Here is an 18,512-nt window from a genome sequence, read left to right as displayed (position 1 = left end):
AACCGATATCGCGCGGCCCCACCTGCAGTAGCATTTATTAAGGGATTTGGCCTGCAACACGGGGCCATTGCCTCTTCTGTGGCGCACGATAGTCATAATATTATTGCAGTAGGTGCAGATGATGAAAGTCTTGCGGCCGCTATCAACGCCGTAATCGCAGAACAAGGCGGCATCAGTGTGGTCAGTAGTAATGCCACACAGGTATTAGCATTGCCGGTAGCAGGATTGATGAGTAACCTCGACGGATATACGGTGGCCGCTCAATATAGCGCACTGGATAAAGCAGCCAAGGCATTGGGGTCTACGCTGGCCTCTCCTTTTATGACGCTGTCGTTTATGGCATTGCTGGTAATACCACATTTAAAGCTGAGCGATCTGGGATTGTTTGATGGAGATAAATTTCAATTTAGCTGTTAGCTTTTAGCCATTAGCTTTTAGCAAAAATGCAGCGGAGATAAAAGCGAAGTTACTGTTATTTAACTTTTGCTGATGTCTCCGCTGCATTTTTGCTAAAAGCTAAAAGCTAATGGCTAAAAGCTAACACGCTATCTACTGGTCCAGAGTGCGCCGTTAATGGAATCTCTCGAAGCCCCTGTTACCCCACTTAATATATTATCTTCCTGTCTCCAGCGCAAAGTGCCTATCAGGGCCATGATCAACGCTTCCTTACAGCTCACCGTCTGTTCATCCGGCACTTCTACCGTAATGCCCAGTGGTTCCAGTTGTTGCTGAATAGTATTAACGAGAAAAGTATTAAAAGCACCTCCACCGGTGATCAGCATTTTTCCCGATCCTTCCGGCATTTGTGCCTTCAGCGCCTTTACGGCATTTGTTACCTGTGTGGCAATATGTTCCACATAAGTACGCAGTTTGCCTTGCACCGATATCCGCATCGGCGCTATCATAGGCAACACGGTATTGATACCAAAGTCATTGGCCAGCGATTTAGGCCATGGCGCGGTGTAATAAGAAAGTTGATTCAACTGCTCCAGTAAACCATTGTCGGCCACGCCGCCCGCAGCCAAAGCGCCACCATCGTCATAAGACTTGTTCAGCGCCGCTGCCAGGGCATTCAGCACCCTGTTGGCCGGACAAATATCGAAGGCGACAAATTGCTCCGGCAACTGCGCCGAGATATTGGCAATACCACCCAGGTTCAGCCAGTACTGGTATCCGGGGAACAGATATTTTTCGCCGATAGGTACAATAGGTGCTCCCTGACCACCCAGCGCCACATCTACCGCACGCAGATCTGAGATCACGGGTAAACTGGTCACCGCTGTAATCGCAGCACCATCGCCCAGTTGCGCTGTCATTTTATCTGCCGGCATATGGAAGGTGGTATGACCATGGGACGCAATGAAGTGTATTTTATGATCTAGTTGATTCTTTTCTATAAAAGAGAGAATACGATGTCCTGTGTAGTGGCCGTAAGCGGTATGCAGCAGCAGGTAATCCCGGGCTGGCAGCGTGGTGGCCTGTGCCAGTTTTTCTACCCATTCCGGCTCATACGGCAGGCTCTCCGACGCTTTGATCGCATAGGTCCACTGTCCGCGAATCTCCGTCAGTTCTGCAAAAACTATATCCAGTCCGTCTAATGAGCTACCAGACATGGTGCCAATCACGTTATATACCATCGACAAAAATTTCAGCAAAGGTAGTTTTAAAATATTTTTTTTACGATTTATGGAAACGGGGATCTCCGGACCATCCTATTGGCAGAAAATGATATCGCCATGAAAAAATATCTTGCTTTACTATTATTCAGTTGCCTGATGGCATTTACCGCAGGTGCACAGCAACAACGAACCATTACCGGTTCTGTCACCGATAGCGCTGCGGCCGCTCCCATTGCCAATGCAGTGGTACGCGTAAAAGGCACGGATTTTTTAACGGCCACAGACGCCAAAGGGGCTTTCAGCCTGAAAGTGCCGGCAGGCGCGCTGACCATTGAAATAACAGCAACGAATTACAAACAGGCGAATATAAAGATCAGCGCTACCCAGACTACGCTGCAGGTAAAGCTGAACAGACTGCAGCAGCTGATAAAAGCCGGTCAGAAGAACCGGTATATTATGGATGACTCACAGGTAGCCCTATATGGTAACCGCGCCGCTGCACCGGTTGTCGAATATACCGTTCCTGCAGTACAAGGTAAGAGTACGCAACAGGCATTGGCCGGCCGTGTTGCCGGTGTAATAACCAATGGCTACATAACGACGGATAATATCTCTGCCAATACTTATTACCCCGCCCCTGCAGCTAATACAGAAGATTACAGTCCCATCAACGAAAACACCTTTCACGCCGCTACCGAGCAGCCTTTAAGCACTTTCAGTATTGATGTGGACAGAGCCGCCTACAGCAATATGCGCCGTTTTTTGAATAACGGCGAGCTGCCGCCACCGGATGCGGTAAGAGTGGAAGAAATGATCAATTACTTTGACTATCGCTACCAGGCCCCCACAGGTAAAGATCCGGTGGCCATTTATACCGACATGGCCATCTGCCCCTGGAACACCGGCCACCAGCTGATCCGCATCGCTTTAAAAAGCAAACAGGTAGATACGAAAGATCTTCCGGCGACCAATCTCGTATTCCTGCTGGATGTTTCCGGCTCCATGGACGAGGAAAATAAACTGCCGCTGGTGAAACGGGCATTTAAAGTATTGGCAGAACAACTGCGCCCACAGGATAAAGTAGCCATTGTAGTATATGCCGGCGCGGCGGGGGTAGTATTACCTGCCACCAGTGGCGATTACAAGAAAAAGATACTGAGTGCATTAGAACGGTTACAAGCGGGTGGCGCTACGGCGGGTGGCGAAGGCATAAAAATGGCTTACCATATTGCAGAAGAACTCCATTCCAAAAATAGCAATACCCGTGTTATATTGGCCACAGACGGCGATTTCAACGTAGGTGTTTCCAGTGAATCAGAACTGACCCGGCTGATAGAAAGCGAAAGACAAAAAGGTATTTCTCTTTCTGTGCTGGGATTTGGAATGGGTAACTTAAAAGATAATACACTGGAATTGCTGGCAGACAAGGGCAATGGTAACTACGCTTATATTGATAATTTTGAAGAAGCCCGCAGGACCTTTGTCACTGAATTTGGAGGCACCCTCTTTACCGTAGCCAAAGATGTGAAGCTGCAGGTGGAATTCAATCCACAGTTCGTACAGGCATACCGGTTAGTAGGTTATGAAAACAGGATGTTGCAGAACGAAGATTTCAACAACGATAAGAAAGACGCCGGCGATATGGGCGTAGGCCATACGGTGACGGCACTCTACGAGATTATCCCATCCGGCAAAAAAGGCGAAACTGTTAATTGGGTAGATCCGCTGAAATACCAGCAAGGCAAAATACTGAATAATCAAACCGAGGTGCTAAGGGTGAAGCTGCGCTACAAACAACCTTCCGCCGATGAAAGTCAGTTGATGGAAAAGGTGTTGCCCTACAATAACCAGACGATAACCGCCGCACCGGAAGATTTCCGCATGGCCACTGCTGTTGCCGCTTTTGGCCAGTTACTGCGCCACTCTGCATTTAAGGGAACCGCTACTTACGAACAGGTATTATCCTGGGCTGGAAATGCGCGTGGTGAAGATAACGAAGGGTATCGGGCTGAATTTATTCAGCTGGTGAAAAAGGCAAGACTGCTGGACAAAGAGTAGTTACACTATTTTTCGGTAATTTGGGGCCTCAAAGGGATAGCTCATGATTATCAATTTAAGTGAAACAAATTCATTGGTAGGAGAATGGTTAAGCGAGATCAGAAATGTGGAGGTTCAGCAGGACCGTATGCGCTTCCGGCGTAATCTGGAACGATTAGGTGAAGTGGCAGCATATGAGATCAGTAAAACGCTCGACTACGTAGACAAAGAGGTGACCACCCCTATGGGTATTGCCACTTGCCGGGTATTGAAAGCGCAACCGGTGCTGGCCACTATTCTGAGAGCCGGACTGGCACTGCATCAGGGCTTGTTGCATTACTTTGATAAAGCAGATCATGCCTTTGTATCTGCCTATCGCAAACATAACCATGATGGCTCTTTTGATATCAGCCTGGAATATGTTAGCACCCCTTCCATAGATGGCGAAGTACTGATTCTTTCCGATCCCATGCTAGCCACCGGCGCGTCTCTTGTGAAAACCATTGAGCACCTGGAAGAAATTGGGAAACCCAGTCATATTCACCTGGTAGTAGCAATTGCCTGCACTGTGGGCATTGAATATGTACTGCGCAACACGAAAGCTAATCTTACCATCTGGGCCGGAGATATTGATGATGAACTAACCGCCAAAGGGTATATTGTACCGGGGTTGGGAGATGCCGGGGATCTGGCTTTTGGAAATAAATTACAACAATAACAGGAATATCTCGTTTTACGAATAGCAGTTTTGTATCTTTAAAAGATCATGCTGCTGTTCGTATTTTTTATTTAATCATTTTTTTTATACATGGATTTAATTTGCGATATGATTTAATTAATGTACCTTCACCCGTATTGCATAATACCCTATGCTTTAAGCTTTACTAATATGAAAAGAGCTTTACTATTCCTGGCCATATTGCTTTATTTGAATCCATTGCGGGCGCAAGACCCGCACTTTTCGCAGTTTTTTGCATCACCGCTTACACTTAATCCGGCTTATACAGGTTTATTTTCAGGAGATTATCGTTTATCAGGCAACTACCGTTCCCAATGGCGTAGCATCGCCACACCGTTTGTAACTGGTACCGCAGCGATTGACTTTGGCATCTTAAAAAATGTAATTTCTTATAATGATATATGGGGAGTGGGTTTTATGGCGATGTATGACAGAAGTGGTGGTGGCGCGTTGACTTCCAGCTACGTTTCTTTCAGTACGGCCTACCACAAGGGGCTTGATCCGGAAGGAAATCATACCCTGGCCATTGGCTTACAAGGAACTTTGGTGCAGAAAAGATTAGATAACAGCAAACTGCAATTCGAAAATCAGATAGACAATAATGGATATAATCCTTTGATTCCCAGCAATGAAACACTGGTGAATCCTAAAATATCCTATTTTGATCCTAACGTCGGTATTTTGTACAACGGTTTGATCGGAGAATCCTCCAATATTTACCTGGGCGCCTCGTATTATCATATTACCCAACCCACAGAATCTTTTATGAACCTTACCCAGAACCGCCTCAGCTATCGCTGGACGGTACATGGCGGCGGATCTGTTCCTGTTAACGGAACAAACCGGTTTCACGGAAGTATTCTGTACATGAAGCAAAGTACAGCCTCAGAACTCACGTTCGGCGGCGCTTATGGATTTGCGCTCAGCGATATGGACGACAACCCAACTACTTTTTACGTAGGTAGCTGGTATCGCCTGAAAGATGCGATCATCCCTTACATCGGGATGGAAATTAAAGGTTTCCAGGTGGGACTTACCTACGATACCAACGTATCTACCCTCAACCCGGCCTCTCATTACCGCGGAGGTATGGAAATTTCACTGATCTATATTCATACCCGAAACGAAAATAATAAGTACAAGACACTCTGTCCACGGTTCTAGGGGAGCCAAAGGCAGAAAGCAGAAAGCAAAAAGCTATTAAAGCGAATGAGCTTAGCGGATATGATTTCTTCGCTTACATCATTCGCTTTAATAGCTTTTTGCTTTCTGCTTTTTGCTTTCCGCTGTATAATATAGTAATCATAGTTATTTTTGCCTTAGTTTCGTTGCTCTTTCATATAAAACAGGGAACAAACACACATTCAGTTACACTAAAAATATTCAGGCGTTGTTTTCATTCAGAGAAGTACTGTCGGCTGTTCAGTCTTACGGAAAAGCCCACCAATTTATACTGCAGCATAAGTTATGGAAATGGATACTAATACCAGGTATTATCTATTGCCTGTTATTTTTTACCGGCTTTTATTTTGTGTGGGGATATTCTGGTGACTTCGTGGAATACCTGACTAAGTTGATGCATATCACCGAATGGGTACAGGACCTGGAAAGCAGCTGGATAAGTTTTCTTTTTATACTGGTAGCCTTCTCCATCAGGATTGTGTTCGTATTCTGGTATTTCTCCTACTTTAAATATTTGTTTCTGATTGTGGCATCTCCTGTTTTTTCTTATTTATCGGAGAAGACAGAGGCTATTCTTGATCATAAAGATTTCCCTTTCAGCTGGTCGCAGCTGGGACAGGATATTCTCAGAGGGATCAAAATGTCCTGCCGCAATATTGTTTATCAGACGGCTGCCCTCCTGGTATTGCTGCTGGTATCTTTCATACCTGTTATTGGCTGGCTGACGCCGATGGTAGGGTTCTTTATTGAATCTTACTTCTATGGATTTTCCATGATGGATTACAGTTGTGAGCGGCATAAACTAAATATGTCGCAGAGCATCGAATTTATACGGCATCACCGGGGTATGGCTTTGGGCAACGGCATGGTATTTTACCTGTTCATGCTCATTCCCATATTGGGCTGGATGCTGGCGCCTTCTTATGCAGTCATTGCTGCTACTATTGACTTACAAACTAAAAGACTGAAATAATGAATACCCCTGGCAAAGTGTACCTTGTTCCTACTGTGCTGAGCGCCGATGCCTTGTTTAGCATTCCTGCATATGTAACCGCTATCGTGCAGCAGTTATCTGTTTTTTATGTAGAAAATGAACGTACTGCCCGCCGCTATTTAAAAGCGCTGGATAGAAATATAAATATAGATGCCTTACAGTTGCTGATTATGAATGAAAATCAGCCACCAGACCTGGCCCTCGCCAAAAAATTATTACTCGAAGGCAAAGATATCGGGATCCTGAGCGAAGCCGGATGTCCTGCCATTGCAGATCCAGGTAACCTGGTGGTGCAGGTGGCACATAGCGTAAATGCCAGGGTGATTCCGATGATTGGCCCCAACTCCATGCTGCTGGCCCTGATGGCCTCCGGGTTGAATGGACAAAGCTTCCAGTTTGCAGGCTATCTGCCCATCAAACCACCGGAAAGAACAAAAATGATCCGGGAACTGGAACAGGAATCTGAAAAGAAACACCAAACACAGCTTTTTATAGAAACCCCTTACCGCAACAACCAGTTGATGAAAGATATACTGGATAACTGCAAGGACTATACGAAGGTGTGTGTGGCAGCAGATATCACTGCTCCTACAGAATATATTAAAACGAAAACGGTGAAAGAATGGAAACAACAGTTGCCTGACCTTCATAAAAGGCCAGCCATATTTCTGCTGTTGGCAGCGGGGGAATAAAGAATTACGAATTTCAAATTACGAATTACGGATTTGTGGATAGATAGTAAACGCGGATATTAGTTGCTATTATCTGCCCACAAATCCGTAATTCGTAATTTGAAATTCGTAATTTCTTATGGTACGTCCTGCCTGCTGGCATCCTTGATAGAAATCACACTGTCTACCATAAATGGACTATAACCTCTCCAGGGAATAGCACCCAGGTACTCTTTATAATGCAGCTCTACTATTTTACCACTGGCGTTCATCAGTTGCTGGGCCACCCTTTCATTGCTTACAGAAAACTGGAATTCATTTGATTGAATTGTTCCGGCCACTTTACCCCGGTAGCCCGACTGTATCAGTTTGCCTTCATAAGTCTTAAAGACAAATCCCTTGTTCACAAAATAATTCAGTTCACCTGCCTTTACTCCCTGTCCGAAAACAAAATAGTATTTATAGAAGAATATACCTCCCAGTACGAGTATAATAATACTGACAACAATAAAGACAAAGCGACCCATAAGGACATTTTAGTGATGGATGATCAGAAATTCAGATCTACAAGATAAATCAAACCGGCCATACCAAAAGCACCCAATTCCAGCTCTCTTTTATTCACGGCTTCGAATACATCGTTAGCGGCATGATGAATGTCGAAATAACGTTGGGAGTCAGGATAAAGTTCAGCCATCGGGGTACCAATGGCAGCATGTAACTGGCCAACATCTACACCACCACCTGGCTCTTCAAAATCAGTGATACCATAAGGCTCAAACAGTGGCTTCCAGCTCACCATTTTTGCTTTTTTTGCAGCATCCATCGTAGTGGAAAAACCACGTGGTGTAAAGCCACCAGCGTCACTTTCCAGCGCGAATACGTGTTTTTCATTCTTTGCTTTGGCTACTGCCGCATATTTGGAGCCTCCACGGGTACCGTTTTCTTCGTTGGCAAACAATACTACTCTCAGTGTGTGTTCCGGATGTATACCCAGGGCTTTGAAAGCACGTAATACTTCAATGGACTGAACACAACCGGTACCATCATCATGTGCGCCTTCCGCTACATCCCAGGAATCGAGGTGACCACCTACGGTGATATATTGATCCGGGTACTTACTTCCCTTCAGTTCCGCGATCACATTATGCCCCACCACATCTTTCAGCATTTCGCAATTGGTTCGCAGGAACACTTTAGCATCGGTATCGTCTTTAATCCGCTGGCTCAGGCGATCTGCATCTTCCAAACCAATGGCTACTGCCGGGATCTTGGGATATGCAGTGTCGTAACCCATAGCACCGGTATGCGGGAAATTATTGGCGCCATGTGACATAGAGCGCACAATAACAGCCAGTGCTCCGTATTTGGCCGCCCTGCTGGCACCCTGACCACGGTACTTCACCGCATCGCCGTAAGCATGAAATGTTTTTATATAAGTGGGATTGAAGTGAACGTTATAGAAAACGATCTTTCCTTTTACCTGGTCTTTTTTCGCTTCCAGGTCGTCGAAAGAAGACACTTCCAGCACTTCCGCTGTAACCCCTTCCGGACCGCTGCCCACAGAGTTTCCTAAAGCCAGGATATTCAGTGGTGGTATAAAATCGCGGCGTTTGGAAATAATACGGGCTTCTTCCGCAGCTCCTCTCACCCAATGCGGCACCATACATTCCTGCAGGTATACAGTATCAGCACCCGCTGCTTTCAGCGCCGCTACGCCCCACTGTTCTGCCTTCCCCATCTGGGGAGAGCCGGCCAAACGGCCACCAACGTTCTTGGTGAGGTGACGCAAATTCTCGTAAGCCGTACTATTGGTTAACACTTCATCAGCTATTTTTCTCAAGGTGGCTGAATCTTTTTCCTGCGCCACCGCCAAACCCGGCAGTGAACAGGCTAATAAAATTGGCACAATATATTTTCTCATGTAGCAGGTTAATTTATGGTTAAAACTACTAAAAAAGCCGAAGGCAAAAAGGACAAAGTAAAAGCCCTTACAGCAGACAAGGGCGAAGGATCATCTTATATACATATAAATAAAATTAATTCATGGCAACCATACCGGCCGGTGGGCCAACGGCTTTTTGCTTTCTGCCTGAACCTTTCTGCTTTTTAGTACCTTTGCAGAATGCAAAAAAATTAACTCATGCGCATAGGAATAGTATGTTACCCTACTTACGGTGGTAGTGGGGTGCTGGCAACAGAGCTGGGTAAAGCTCTGGCAGACAAAGGCCATATGGTCCACTTCATCACATATCAACAGCCGGTAAGGCTTAACGCGTTTCACGCTAATATATATTATCACGAAGTACAGGTTCCCACATATCCACTTTTTGATTTTCCCCCTTATGAGTCTGCCCTCAGCAGCACCATGGTGGATGTGATCATTAATCAAAAACTGGATCTGTTACATGTACACTACGCCATTCCGCATGCCTCTACGGCATATATGGCTAAACAGATCGTGAAAAAACATGGCAGAACGGTTCCCTTTATCACTACGCTGCATGGTACAGACATTACCCTGGTGGGTAAAGACAAGACCTACGAACCAGTAGTTACCTTTTCCATCAATGAATCAGATGCGATTACAGCGGTATCTGAAAACCTCCGGGACGAGACTTACAAATCCTTTCCCATAGAAAAGGATATTTCTGTGATCTACAACTTTGTGGATACCCAGCGTTTCAGCCGCCGGGAGCTGCCTCATTTCAGACAGGCGATAGCCCCTAATGGTGAAAAAATATTACTGCACGTATCCAACTTCCGTAAAGTGAAGCGGGTGCCTGATGTAGTAAAAATATTTGCACTGGTACGCAAGGAATTACCCGCCAAATTATTGCTGGTGGGCGATGGCCCCGACAGACCTTCTATTGAATGTCTTTGCCGTGAATTGGGTATTTGTGAGGACGTAAGATTTGTAGGTAAACAGGAACAACTGGAAGATGTAATGTCTATCAGTGATCTGTTTCTTTTGCCATCAGAATATGAAAGCTTTGGTTTGGCTGCCCTGGAAGCCATGGCCGCACAAGTGCCTGTGATATCTTCGAATGCGGGTGGTTTACCTGAGATCAACATTCCCGGCCAGACTGGCTACATGAGTAATGTAGGCGATGTGGAAGGAATGGCAGCTCATGCCATCCGGCTGCTGAAAGATGAAACATTGCTGGCGCAGGTACGAAAAGGTGCATGGGAACAGGCACAACGCTTCCATATAGACAATATCATCCCTCAGTACGAGGCTTTATATGAAGAAGTATTACAGAAACAGGTACAGTTACTTTAACGGGAACGTATCCATTTTTCGGGATTCTGTTTCACCATATTCCGGTATATCTGTAATTCTATCTCACCGGTATTAGAGGCTGGCCCGGAGGCGGCAGCACCCAATGTTTGACCGCGTTTTACCGTAGCACCTTTGCTAACGCGTACATCCAGTAATCTCACATAATTGGTAAAATATTTTCCATGGCGCAGGGTCACCATATACCCTGCGCCTGGTACCATAAATACCATGATTACTTCCCCATCAAAAATGGCTTTAACAGCGGCGCCTCTTGCAGTGGCGATGATAATGCCGTTATGATCTACTTCAATCTTACCCACTTTTCCGGCACCAAAATGGCCGGTAATGCGACCTGCTTCTACCGGCCATGGTAAACGGCCACGGTTGGCTTCAAAATCGCGCGATAATGATAATGCTTCCGGGGTTGCTACCAGTACATCTTCACTGGAGGCTTTTGCCTCTGGAGCATCGTCTTCCTCTTTCTCTTCTTCTACGGGTTTAGCAGCAGGAGGCGGTTTTTTATTGGCTTTTTTTGCAGCTGCCAGCGCGGCTTTTCTGCGGGCGGCGGCTTGCTCCCGCTGCGCCCGGCGTTTGGCCTCGGCGGCCTTTTTCCTTGCCAAAGCCTGTGCGGCAGCTTTTTTCTGAGCAGCCGCTATTTCACGGCGAATAGCATCCTGAATGGCCTGGTCTACCTGACGGGCTTCCGCCTTACTTTTATTGATGCGCTGCTATAGTTCCTGTTCCTGACCTTTCAGCTGGGCAATGGTTTGATCGGTTTCTTTTTTATCGGCAATAAGACTACCCCGCTGTTGCTGCTCAGTATGCAATGCGCCCGCTTTTTGTGCCCGTTGCTCCTGTAATACCAGCAACTTTTGTCCCAGCAAGGCCCTGGTAGATAAAAGACTTTCTGCCTGCTTACGCCTGTTTTCCCGGTATTGCTGCAGGTACTGGTAGCGGCGCAGGGCATCGTTAAAGCTGGTGGCGGAAAAAAAGAAACTGAGTACATCGTAGGAGTCCCGCGTTTTATACGCGTATACGACCAATTGCGCGTAGCGTGCCCGCAGGGAGTCTACTTCTTTCTCCAACGTTTGTACGTTATCGTTAGTACTGCTGATATCTCCTTCTATTAAGCTGATTTCTTTGTTAATAGCGCCGATCTGGGCATTGCGGGAGGCAATCTTATTTTGTAATTCCCGCTGCAGACTGAGGTTCTGGCGGGTAGACTTTTTAGTTTGCTGAAGTGTTTTGTTTGCTTCTTCTATTTCCTTCAACAGTTCCTGCTTACGGCTTTCCAGTGCCGTGCGCGATTGCCTGTTACCCCGCTGTGCATACAACAGCGCAGGCAATAGCCATAGAGCCATCAAAAGAGGGATCAACTTTCTCAAAAAAAAATGCGTTAGGTTAGTAAGTAAGCTGAAAGTTTAAAGCGAAAAGCAAAAAGCTATAGTAGCGAATAATGACTGATATAACATAATCATCTGCTACAATAGCTTTTTGCTTTATGCCTTCAGCTTTATGCTTTAAAAAATTATCTTCTCCTGATCCACTGCTCAGGATTCTGCTTGGTAATGCCTTTCCATATCTGCAGTTCTACCTCACCCGTGTTTTCAATATCGTTGGTGCTGGCAGTACCTATTACCTGCCCGGTTTTAACATTATCTCCTTTCTTCACTCGGGTAGTTTGCAAACGTACATACGTAGTGAAGTATTGTCCATGACGGATAATAATTACGTATCCTGAGCCAGGCATTACTACTACTGATTTCACTTCTCCGTCGAAGATGGATTTTACGGCGCCGCCTTTGTTGGTAGCAATAACAATACCATCTGAAGGCACCTGGATATGTTCCATTACGGCGTGCTGGTGAATACCAAAATGTTCGATAATATTACCGGCATCTACCGGCCACGGAAGTTTACCACGGTTCGCTTCAAAGCTTTCTGACAAGGCCAGTGCTTCGGGCGTTGCTTCCAGTACGTTTTCTGTACGGGTAACAGTTTTTTCCGGTTCTGGTGTAGGCTCTGGCGCTTTCACCGGAGCTGGCGCCGGTTTTTCCGGTACTGGTGCAGGTGTATTATTAGCGGTGTTATTGTTGTTATTTGCAGCAGCAGCGGCGGCAGCAGCCTTCGCTTTTTCTGCGGCAGCGAGGGCAGCGGCTTTACGGGCTTCTTCCTCACGTCTGCGTTTTTCTTCCGCTGCTTTACGGCGGGCTGTTTCTTCTTCTATTGCCTTACGACGGGCATCTTCAATTTCTTTACGGATTACCGCTCTGATAGCTGCCTGTACTTTCTGCGCATCTTTATTACGCTGATTGATATCGGCTACCAGCTCCTTTTCACGTCCCTTCAGTTTACTTAATACCTCATCTTTCTCTTTCTTATCTACTTCCAGCGTAGTTCTTTGCTCCTGCTCTGTTTTAAGTGCGTCGGAACGTTTTACACGTTGTGATTCTAGGTTCTGAATCTTCTGATTCAACTGATCCTGTGTGCTCACAATATTATCTGCCTGTCTGCGGCGGTATTCGCGATATTGTTTTAAGTACTGAAATCGTTTTACGGCGTCGTTAAAACTTTGCGCAGAAAACACAAAGTTCAGCATATCGTATGAAGAGCGGTTTTTGTAAGCATATACTACCAGGAGGGCGTATTGTGCTTTCAGGGTATCCAGGTCTTTCTGCAGGGTTTTTACATCCCGGTAGGCCGAGTTGATATCTCCGTTTATAAAATTTATTTCTTCGTTGATATTATTGATCAGCCGGGTGCGGAGCGTAATTTTATCACGCAGTGCACGAAGTTGGCCAAGGCTTTCTTTGGTAGACTTCTTGGTTTCCTTCAGTTGTTCATTTGCCTCATCTATTTCTCTTTGCAGATCCTTTTTTCTTCGCTCCAGTTCCTCCCGCGATTGCTGCTGTTGCCCATTATTCTGAGCAACCAACATGGCTGGCATTAACCATAGCATCAACATTAACGGGATAATCTTCTTCAAATACAACATGACTGATTTTAGTAACTGCAAATTAAATAAATATACAACGTTTATTAGTTTAATGAAGATGACATTTATCCATTGGTCATTTTACATTCGTTTATAGCTGGAGGGCATATTAAACGGAAAACTGAGTGGGATGTCAAAATCATAGCGCGTAAAATCAAGCGCTACTTTCGTTACATTTTTCTCCTCAACGTATATACGACGGGTAGTCGGAAATTTATGCCCGGCTACTTTGGTATAATCACCGTAGGTTAGTTCACAGGAGCGTTTTACGGCGCTGCTGCTATCTCTGTCCATTACTTTGCTTTGTTGTAATCCGTAGTCGTCTGCAAACACATTAAACAGGCTTACAAACTTTGAATGATTACAGCTGAAAGAAATAATGGAAGGTGTTTTCGCCACCTGGTATACAGAGTCTGTCAGATATACCGGATTACCGATCAGCATATCCTGCAGGGTCTGGAAATCGAAAGGTATATTCAGCAGCTCTTCTGCGTCAGACATCTTCCGGAGAAATAATTGTTTATCCAGACGATTATACATTTTAAGGCTATCCGGCGTAATCACGGCTCTTATTACTTCATCCACAATGGGTGCCGAAATAGATATCCAGATGATGCTATCTTTTTTAATACGGAAGGTAGCATTCAGGTTGTTGTGACTTTTTTTATCTGTTTCAAATGCCAGCTTCATTTTGCCGGAAAATGTAGCAAAATCGATGTAGTTGGCATGTATTCCTTTCAGCATATCGCTGGTAAACCGGGTCAGTTCTTCGTTAGATGAACTGTCTTTTACCACAGTTACCTTATTGGTATCAGCGGCCGGAAAGGAACTACGGGCCAGTTTTTTCGGATGGCGGCAGGCCACCATACCTATGCCTATGGTTACTATTAAAAGTGTGACGATGGTTTTCCTCTTCATTGAGCGATAAACTTATAGCTAAAAGCTTATTGAATATATCTTTTTTCAGCGATTTTACGAGCCAGGTCAACAGAGGAAGCACCTTTGTCTTTCGCCATCTGCCAGTATTCTACTGCTTTTGTTACTTCTTTCAGATTAAACAGGATATCCCCATAATGTTCCAATACATTCGGGTTCTTCTGTGCATCCGGGTATTGCAGTGCCTTTTCAATCCATTGTTTTGCTTCGCCAAACTTCTCCTGCCGAAATAGGATCCAGGCATAAGTATCCATGTAGGTGGGGCTTTCGGGCTCCAGCTCCAGCGATTGCCGGGACAATTCAGCAGCCCGGTCCAGGTTCTCCCCACGTAAAGACAGGTAGTAGCTGTAATTGTTCATAATCAGCGCATCTTTAGGGCGAAGCAACAATGCCTTTTCGTAGCTGCTGTCTGACTGCCGGTGTTGTGCGGTAGCATGGTAAGAATCTCCCAGGAGAGAATAAATATCTCCCAGAAATTTCTTCTCCCCGTTACCGATTTCCAATGCGGCATTCAAAGAATTAATGGCATTTGGGTATTGTTGTAAAAGAAAGCTGGCTACTCCTTTGAAGTAATAGCCCATAAATTCTTTCGGGAATTTGGTGGTTACGTTATTGCTGAGGGTGAGCAAAGCAGTGGGATCTTCTTTGCGGGAGTAGATCCACATGAGCTGATACCAGACAGAAAAGCGGGTATCATCCAGGCTCAGGGCTTTTTTATAACTGGCTTCTGCGCTGTCGAGCATATCCGCCTGTGAAAACATATCGCCGCGGAGGGCATATGCTTTGGCATCCTCAGGGTGTGCCTTAATAATCAGAGAGGTAAGATGCAGCCCCTCATCCAGCTTGGTGGTATCCAGGTTCATCATCTGCAGATACGGATACACGTATGCTACTTTTTCATCGATACTATAACCCGGATTGGCAAATGCTTTGGTAAGATTTGCCCAATAGGTATTCATATCATTATTCTTCTTTGCGTAAGAAGCTAAAGCAATCAGTGCTCTTGGATTATCCGGATCTTTTGTGAGGATGGTATGATATACTTCTGCTGCATTCTCAATACGATCATTGGCATCATATATTTCTGCCAGCAGATAGTAATACCTGATTTCCTGTGGTTCCCGATTAATCAGTTTTTTTATTTCAGTGGCAGCTTCATCCACCATGCTCATTTTGAGCAATAGTTTTTGTTTTTGGTAGATGAGTTCTTCTACCACACCTACCTTACTTTCCAGGAGGTCAAAGGCGGCCAGCGCCGATGCGGGTTTATTGGCTTTTGCCAGTAATACTCCTTTGTTATAGAGGTAGTCTTCGTTATCAGGAAACTTGCTGGTGAGTCCTTCGAAAACGATGGCTGCGCTATCAAATTTTTCATTCACTGCGTATGCATCGGCCAGGGTTACCTGGAACCAATGATTATCCGGATCCAGTGCCACGGCGCGGCGTGCAAAAATGAGGGCGTTGCCGGCGTTTTGTACTTCTATGAACAGGCGGGCCAGTTCATAGTTAACGGTAGCATTATTTTTATTCAGCCGCAGATAGTCAGCATACTGGGTAATAGCCGTGCGGTAGTCGCCCAGCATTTTAGATCGCTGGGCGGCAAAAAAGAGGCTATCTGCCCGCTGTGAAAGCACAGCGGCATTCTTAACGGAAGTGTTGCCACGTGACGCCGATTGTTTGGCACCACTGCAAGCTCCCATCAATAAAATACCTGCCAGCCCTATAACGGTGAAGTATATCCGCATTTATCAGGATTTACCGGTATGTCCAAAACCACCTACACCTCTTACTGTTTCAGTGAGTACAGTTACCGGTTCTATAACCGCCTGCACAAAAGGCGCGATGATCATTTGGGCAATGCGATCACCGGGTTGTATGGTTTGCGGTTCGTTGGATAAGTTGATCATAATGATTTTAATCTCCCCGCGGTAGTCGGCGTCGATGGTGCCAGGTGTATTCAACAGGGTTAATCCCTGTTTGATGGCCAGGCCGCTACGGGGGCGGATTTGTGCTTCATATCCTGCAGGTAATTCCATGAACAAGCCTGTAGGGATCAGCATCCTTTCCAGTGACTGTAACGTAACTGCTGTTTCCAAATGTGCGCGGAGGTCCATTCCTGCCGCATCTGCCGTTGCATAAGCTGGTAAATCGTTACCAGACTTATTGATAATTTTCACGATAATATCCGCCATTGAACAAAGATATTTTAAAATAATTATGAATTGCGAATTACTGGGTGATATGCTCCAGCAATACAACAGCATGTGCTGTAACCCCTTCCTCACGGCCTACAAAGCCTAATTTTTCGGTGGTCGTCGCCTTCACCGATACATCTTCCACCCCAATGTGCAGGGTGGCTGCAATCACGGCCTGCATAGCAGGTACATATGGTTTTATTTTAGGCGCCTCCAAACAAAGGGTACTGTCTACATTGACCACCTGGTACCCTTTTTCACCAATCAGTTGCGCACAACGGGCCAATAATATTTTACTGTCGATGTTCTTATAGGCATTATCCGTATCCGGAAAATGTACGCCAATGTCGCCTAACGAAAGCGCTCCCAACATCGCATCACAGATAGCATGTAACAGCACATCGGCATCACTGTGTCCCAGCGCACCTTTATGATGAGGTACCAACACACCGCCCAGCCAAAATTCACGGCCCTCTACCAGCTGATGAAAATCTACCCCCAGTCCAATACGTATCCTACTCATATCTATAATAATTTAATCATTTTGCCAATCCGCAAGGTAAGTTTTTCACGCTAAGGCGCAAAGCAACAAAGCAGCAAAGGGACAAAATGATATCCTTTGCTGCTTTGTTGCTTTGCGCCTTAGCGTGAAAAATTTACCAGCCGGTACGACTATCCTCATCTCTTGGCCCCAGGTCAAAAGTCAACGTAAACCGCAGGGTATTTGACAGCGGATTACGTTGAATACCTGATCCTGAAGGTACGAGGTAAGAAAAGTTCAGACCAAAGATGTCGTATTTCACCCCGATACCGGCAGTAAAATATTTACGGTTACCCTTATTCTTATTTTCGTTGAAATAGCCCGCTCTTACTGCAAACTGCTGATTGTACCAGTATTCCATTCCAAAAGAATACATCAACTCCTGCATTTCTTCCTTGAATCCACCCGGCGCATCACCAAAGGAACTGAACATTCCTTCCAGTGAGCTTTTGCTTTTATATTTACCCGCGGAATCCGGTGTAGGCACCAGTAATTTATTAATGTCCAGGGCAAATGTAAGCTGATTGGTTTCATCCAGGGAAATAGTATAGGCCGTACCTATACCCAGGTTGGTAGGTATAAAATCTTTTTCCTGTGCAGAGCTCAGGTAAGAAATTTTGGTACCCATATTGGAAATGGCCATCCCGATATTTAACTTATTTACGAGACCATCATCTTTTTCAAAATCTTTGGTATAAAATCCGGATAAATCTACCGCAAATGCCTTGGCTGCTTTCACCTGTACTCCTTCCACATACTGTCCGTTGGCCAGATTGGAATAAATAAAATGCCCCGTTAAACCAATACCAAAATGCTCTGACAATTTGCGGGCGTAACCTGCATCCAGCGCAAATTCACGGGCATGAAAATCCTGTATAGGCTGCCCATCTCTATCGGTGAATGAAATGGTTCCCAGTGAAAAGTAGCGCAGGGATCCGGAAATCGCCTGTTGATCATCCAGCTTTGTATAAGCATTTAAACTGGCCAGGAAAACGTCGTTTACCAGTTCTTTTAACCAGGGAGTATAAGTTACCGCCAATCCTGCATTCTTTTCTGCGAATGGCAGCTTGGAGAGGTTGCTATATATAGAATATGCGTCTGCAGAAGTTCCCAATCCAACATCCCCCATCGCTCCGCTGCGTGCATCCGGTGTAATTCGCAAAAATGGTACGGCGGTGTTAATAGGTACGGACCGACCATCTAACTGCCCCGATGGAATTTGCGCTGAGGATTTAAAACTTATGAAAGTACCGTAAATGAACACAAGGCTCATTGTTACCTTTCGGATCATGCAGATTTTGTATTTGATAAGGATGTAAA

Annotated in this window: 18 protein-coding genes; 7 read left to right on the top strand and 11 right to left on the bottom strand. The window is 45.5% G+C overall.

All coding sequences use genetic code 11. The annotated features are described in order from the left end of the window. A partial coding sequence (locus VIP81_RS31870) for an adenine deaminase C-terminal domain-containing protein (RefSeq protein ID WP_331971721.1) occupies window positions 1–417 on the top strand: 417 nt, incomplete at its 5' end. Between the two features lie 128 nt (window positions 418–545). Here VIP81_RS31870 and VIP81_RS31865 read toward each other — a convergent pair. Beyond that, a complete protein-coding gene (locus VIP81_RS31865; RefSeq protein ID WP_331971718.1) occupies window positions 546–1,655 on the bottom strand; it encodes an anhydro-N-acetylmuramic acid kinase in 1,110 nt (369 codons plus the stop codon). An 81-nt stretch (window positions 1,656–1,736) separates the two neighbouring features. Here VIP81_RS31865 and VIP81_RS31860 point away from each other — a divergent pair, with 81 nt between their 5' ends. From VIP81_RS31860 to VIP81_RS31840, 5 genes are all read left to right on the top strand, one after another. After that, on the top strand, window positions 1,737–3,677 hold the full coding sequence (locus VIP81_RS31860; RefSeq protein ID WP_331971714.1) for a vWA domain-containing protein: 1,941 nt from the start codon (window positions 1,737–1,739) through the stop codon (window positions 3,675–3,677). A 43-nt stretch (window positions 3,678–3,720) separates the two neighbouring features. Beyond that, window positions 3,721–4,374 (top strand): uracil phosphoribosyltransferase, encoded by a 654-nt coding sequence (upp, locus tag VIP81_RS31855; protein ID WP_331971711.1) that lies wholly within the window; start codon window positions 3,721–3,723, stop codon window positions 4,372–4,374. A gap of 171 nt (window positions 4,375–4,545) precedes the next feature. Beyond that, complete coding sequence (locus tag VIP81_RS31850; protein WP_331971708.1) at window positions 4,546–5,559, top strand: PorP/SprF family type IX secretion system membrane protein; 1,014 nt, start codon at window positions 4,546–4,548, stop codon at window positions 5,557–5,559. 226 nt (window positions 5,560–5,785) lie between these two features. Further along, window positions 5,786–6,550, top strand: coding sequence for an EI24 domain-containing protein (locus tag VIP81_RS31845; RefSeq protein ID WP_331971706.1), 765 nt, complete (start codon window positions 5,786–5,788; stop codon window positions 6,548–6,550). Beyond that, on the top strand, window positions 6,550–7,263 hold the full coding sequence (locus tag VIP81_RS31840) for an SAM-dependent methyltransferase (protein WP_331971704.1): 714 nt from the start codon (window positions 6,550–6,552) through the stop codon (window positions 7,261–7,263). The genes VIP81_RS31845 and VIP81_RS31840 overlap by 1 nt, the downstream gene beginning before the upstream one ends. Before the next feature lie 116 nt (window positions 7,264–7,379). Here the strand turns inward: VIP81_RS31840 and VIP81_RS31835 are convergent, their stop codons facing one another. Together VIP81_RS31835 and VIP81_RS31830 are read right to left on the bottom strand one after the other, a co-directional pair. Beyond that, a complete protein-coding gene (locus VIP81_RS31835) occupies window positions 7,380–7,769 on the bottom strand; it encodes a hypothetical protein (protein ID WP_331971700.1) in 390 nt (129 codons plus the stop codon). A gap of 23 nt (window positions 7,770–7,792) precedes the next feature. After that, window positions 7,793–9,166 carry a M20/M25/M40 family metallo-hydrolase gene (locus VIP81_RS31830; protein ID WP_331971698.1) on the bottom strand — a complete coding sequence of 458 codons (1,374 nt, stop codon included), beginning with the start codon at window positions 9,164–9,166 and terminating at the stop codon, window positions 7,793–7,795. Between the two features lie 219 nt (window positions 9,167–9,385). Here VIP81_RS31830 and bshA point away from each other — a divergent pair, with 219 nt between their 5' ends. Next, window positions 9,386–10,525 (top strand): N-acetyl-alpha-D-glucosaminyl L-malate synthase BshA, encoded by a 1,140-nt coding sequence (bshA, locus tag VIP81_RS31825; RefSeq protein ID WP_331971694.1) that lies wholly within the window; start codon window positions 9,386–9,388, stop codon window positions 10,523–10,525. Here bshA and VIP81_RS31820 read toward each other — a convergent pair. From VIP81_RS31820 to porV, 8 genes are all read right to left on the bottom strand, one after another. Further along, a complete protein-coding gene (locus tag VIP81_RS31820) occupies window positions 10,522–11,145 on the bottom strand; it encodes a murein hydrolase activator EnvC family protein (protein WP_331971691.1) in 624 nt (207 codons plus the stop codon). The genes bshA and VIP81_RS31820 overlap by 4 nt on opposite strands. A gap of 108 nt (window positions 11,146–11,253) precedes the next feature. Beyond that, window positions 11,254–11,886: a hypothetical protein gene (locus VIP81_RS31815; RefSeq protein ID WP_331971689.1), complete on the bottom strand. Its 633-nt coding sequence runs from the start codon at window positions 11,884–11,886 to the stop codon at window positions 11,254–11,256. 167 nt (window positions 11,887–12,053) lie between these two features. Then, the gene (locus VIP81_RS31810) at window positions 12,054–13,511 is read right to left on the bottom strand and encodes a murein hydrolase activator EnvC family protein (protein WP_331971685.1); all 1,458 of its coding nucleotides are present in this window, start codon (window positions 13,509–13,511) and stop codon (window positions 12,054–12,056) included. Between the two features lie 90 nt (window positions 13,512–13,601). Then, window positions 13,602–14,438 carry a DUF4292 domain-containing protein gene (locus VIP81_RS31805; RefSeq protein ID WP_331971682.1) on the bottom strand — a complete coding sequence of 279 codons (837 nt, stop codon included), beginning with the start codon at window positions 14,436–14,438 and terminating at the stop codon, window positions 13,602–13,604. 26 nt (window positions 14,439–14,464) lie between these two features. Then, entirely contained in the window at window positions 14,465–16,201 is a 1,737-nt protein-coding gene (locus tag VIP81_RS31800) for a tetratricopeptide repeat protein (protein ID WP_331971679.1), read from the bottom strand. Between the two features lie 3 nt (window positions 16,202–16,204). Next, entirely contained in the window at window positions 16,205–16,648 is a 444-nt protein-coding gene (gene dut / locus VIP81_RS31795; protein WP_331971676.1) for a dUTP diphosphatase, read from the bottom strand. A gap of 37 nt (window positions 16,649–16,685) precedes the next feature. After that, a complete protein-coding gene (ispF, locus tag VIP81_RS31790) occupies window positions 16,686–17,174 on the bottom strand; it encodes a 2-C-methyl-D-erythritol 2,4-cyclodiphosphate synthase (RefSeq protein ID WP_331971673.1) in 489 nt (162 codons plus the stop codon). 133 nt (window positions 17,175–17,307) lie between these two features. Further along, window positions 17,308–18,512, bottom strand: a 1,205-nt coding sequence (gene porV / locus VIP81_RS31785; RefSeq protein ID WP_331971670.1) for a type IX secretion system outer membrane channel protein PorV, incomplete at its 5' end; no start/stop codon positions are given.

Source organism: Chitinophaga sp., from assembly GCF_036566945.1.
Classification (GTDB): Bacteria; Bacteroidota; Bacteroidia; order Chitinophagales; family Chitinophagaceae; genus Chitinophaga.
The sequence above is the reverse complement of the archived record's forward strand: the minus strand, read 5'-3'. Positions and strand labels throughout refer to the sequence as shown.

Excerpts from the sequence above, each read along its gene's own strand:
- VIP81_RS31805 (WP_331971682.1), bottom strand. The coding sequence starts at position 14,438 with ATGAAGAGGAAAACCATCGTCACACTTTTAATAGTAACCATAGGCATA.
- VIP81_RS31850 (WP_331971708.1), top strand. The coding sequence starts at position 4,546 with ATGAAAAGAGCTTTACTATTCCTGGCCATATTGCTTTATTTGAATCCA.
- VIP81_RS31815 (WP_331971689.1), bottom strand. The coding sequence starts at position 11,886 with ATGGCTCTATGGCTATTGCCTGCGCTGTTGTATGCACAGCGGGGTAAC.
- VIP81_RS31840 (WP_331971704.1), top strand. The coding sequence starts at position 6,550 with ATGAATACCCCTGGCAAAGTGTACCTTGTTCCTACTGTGCTGAGCGCC.
- VIP81_RS31830 (WP_331971698.1), bottom strand. The coding sequence starts at position 9,166 with ATGAGAAAATATATTGTGCCAATTTTATTAGCCTGTTCACTGCCGGGT.
- VIP81_RS31835 (WP_331971700.1), bottom strand. The coding sequence starts at position 7,769 with ATGGGTCGCTTTGTCTTTATTGTTGTCAGTATTATTATACTCGTACTG.
- upp (WP_331971711.1), top strand. The coding sequence starts at position 3,721 with ATGATTATCAATTTAAGTGAAACAAATTCATTGGTAGGAGAATGGTTA.
- dut (WP_331971676.1), bottom strand. The coding sequence starts at position 16,648 with ATGGCGGATATTATCGTGAAAATTATCAATAAGTCTGGTAACGATTTA.
- VIP81_RS31860 (WP_331971714.1), top strand. The coding sequence starts at position 1,737 with ATGAAAAAATATCTTGCTTTACTATTATTCAGTTGCCTGATGGCATTT.
- ispF (WP_331971673.1), bottom strand. The coding sequence starts at position 17,174 with ATGAGTAGGATACGTATTGGACTGGGGGTAGATTTTCATCAGCTGGTA.
- bshA (WP_331971694.1), top strand. The coding sequence starts at position 9,386 with ATGCGCATAGGAATAGTATGTTACCCTACTTACGGTGGTAGTGGGGTG.
- VIP81_RS31800 (WP_331971679.1), bottom strand. The coding sequence starts at position 16,201 with ATGCGGATATACTTCACCGTTATAGGGCTGGCAGGTATTTTATTGATG.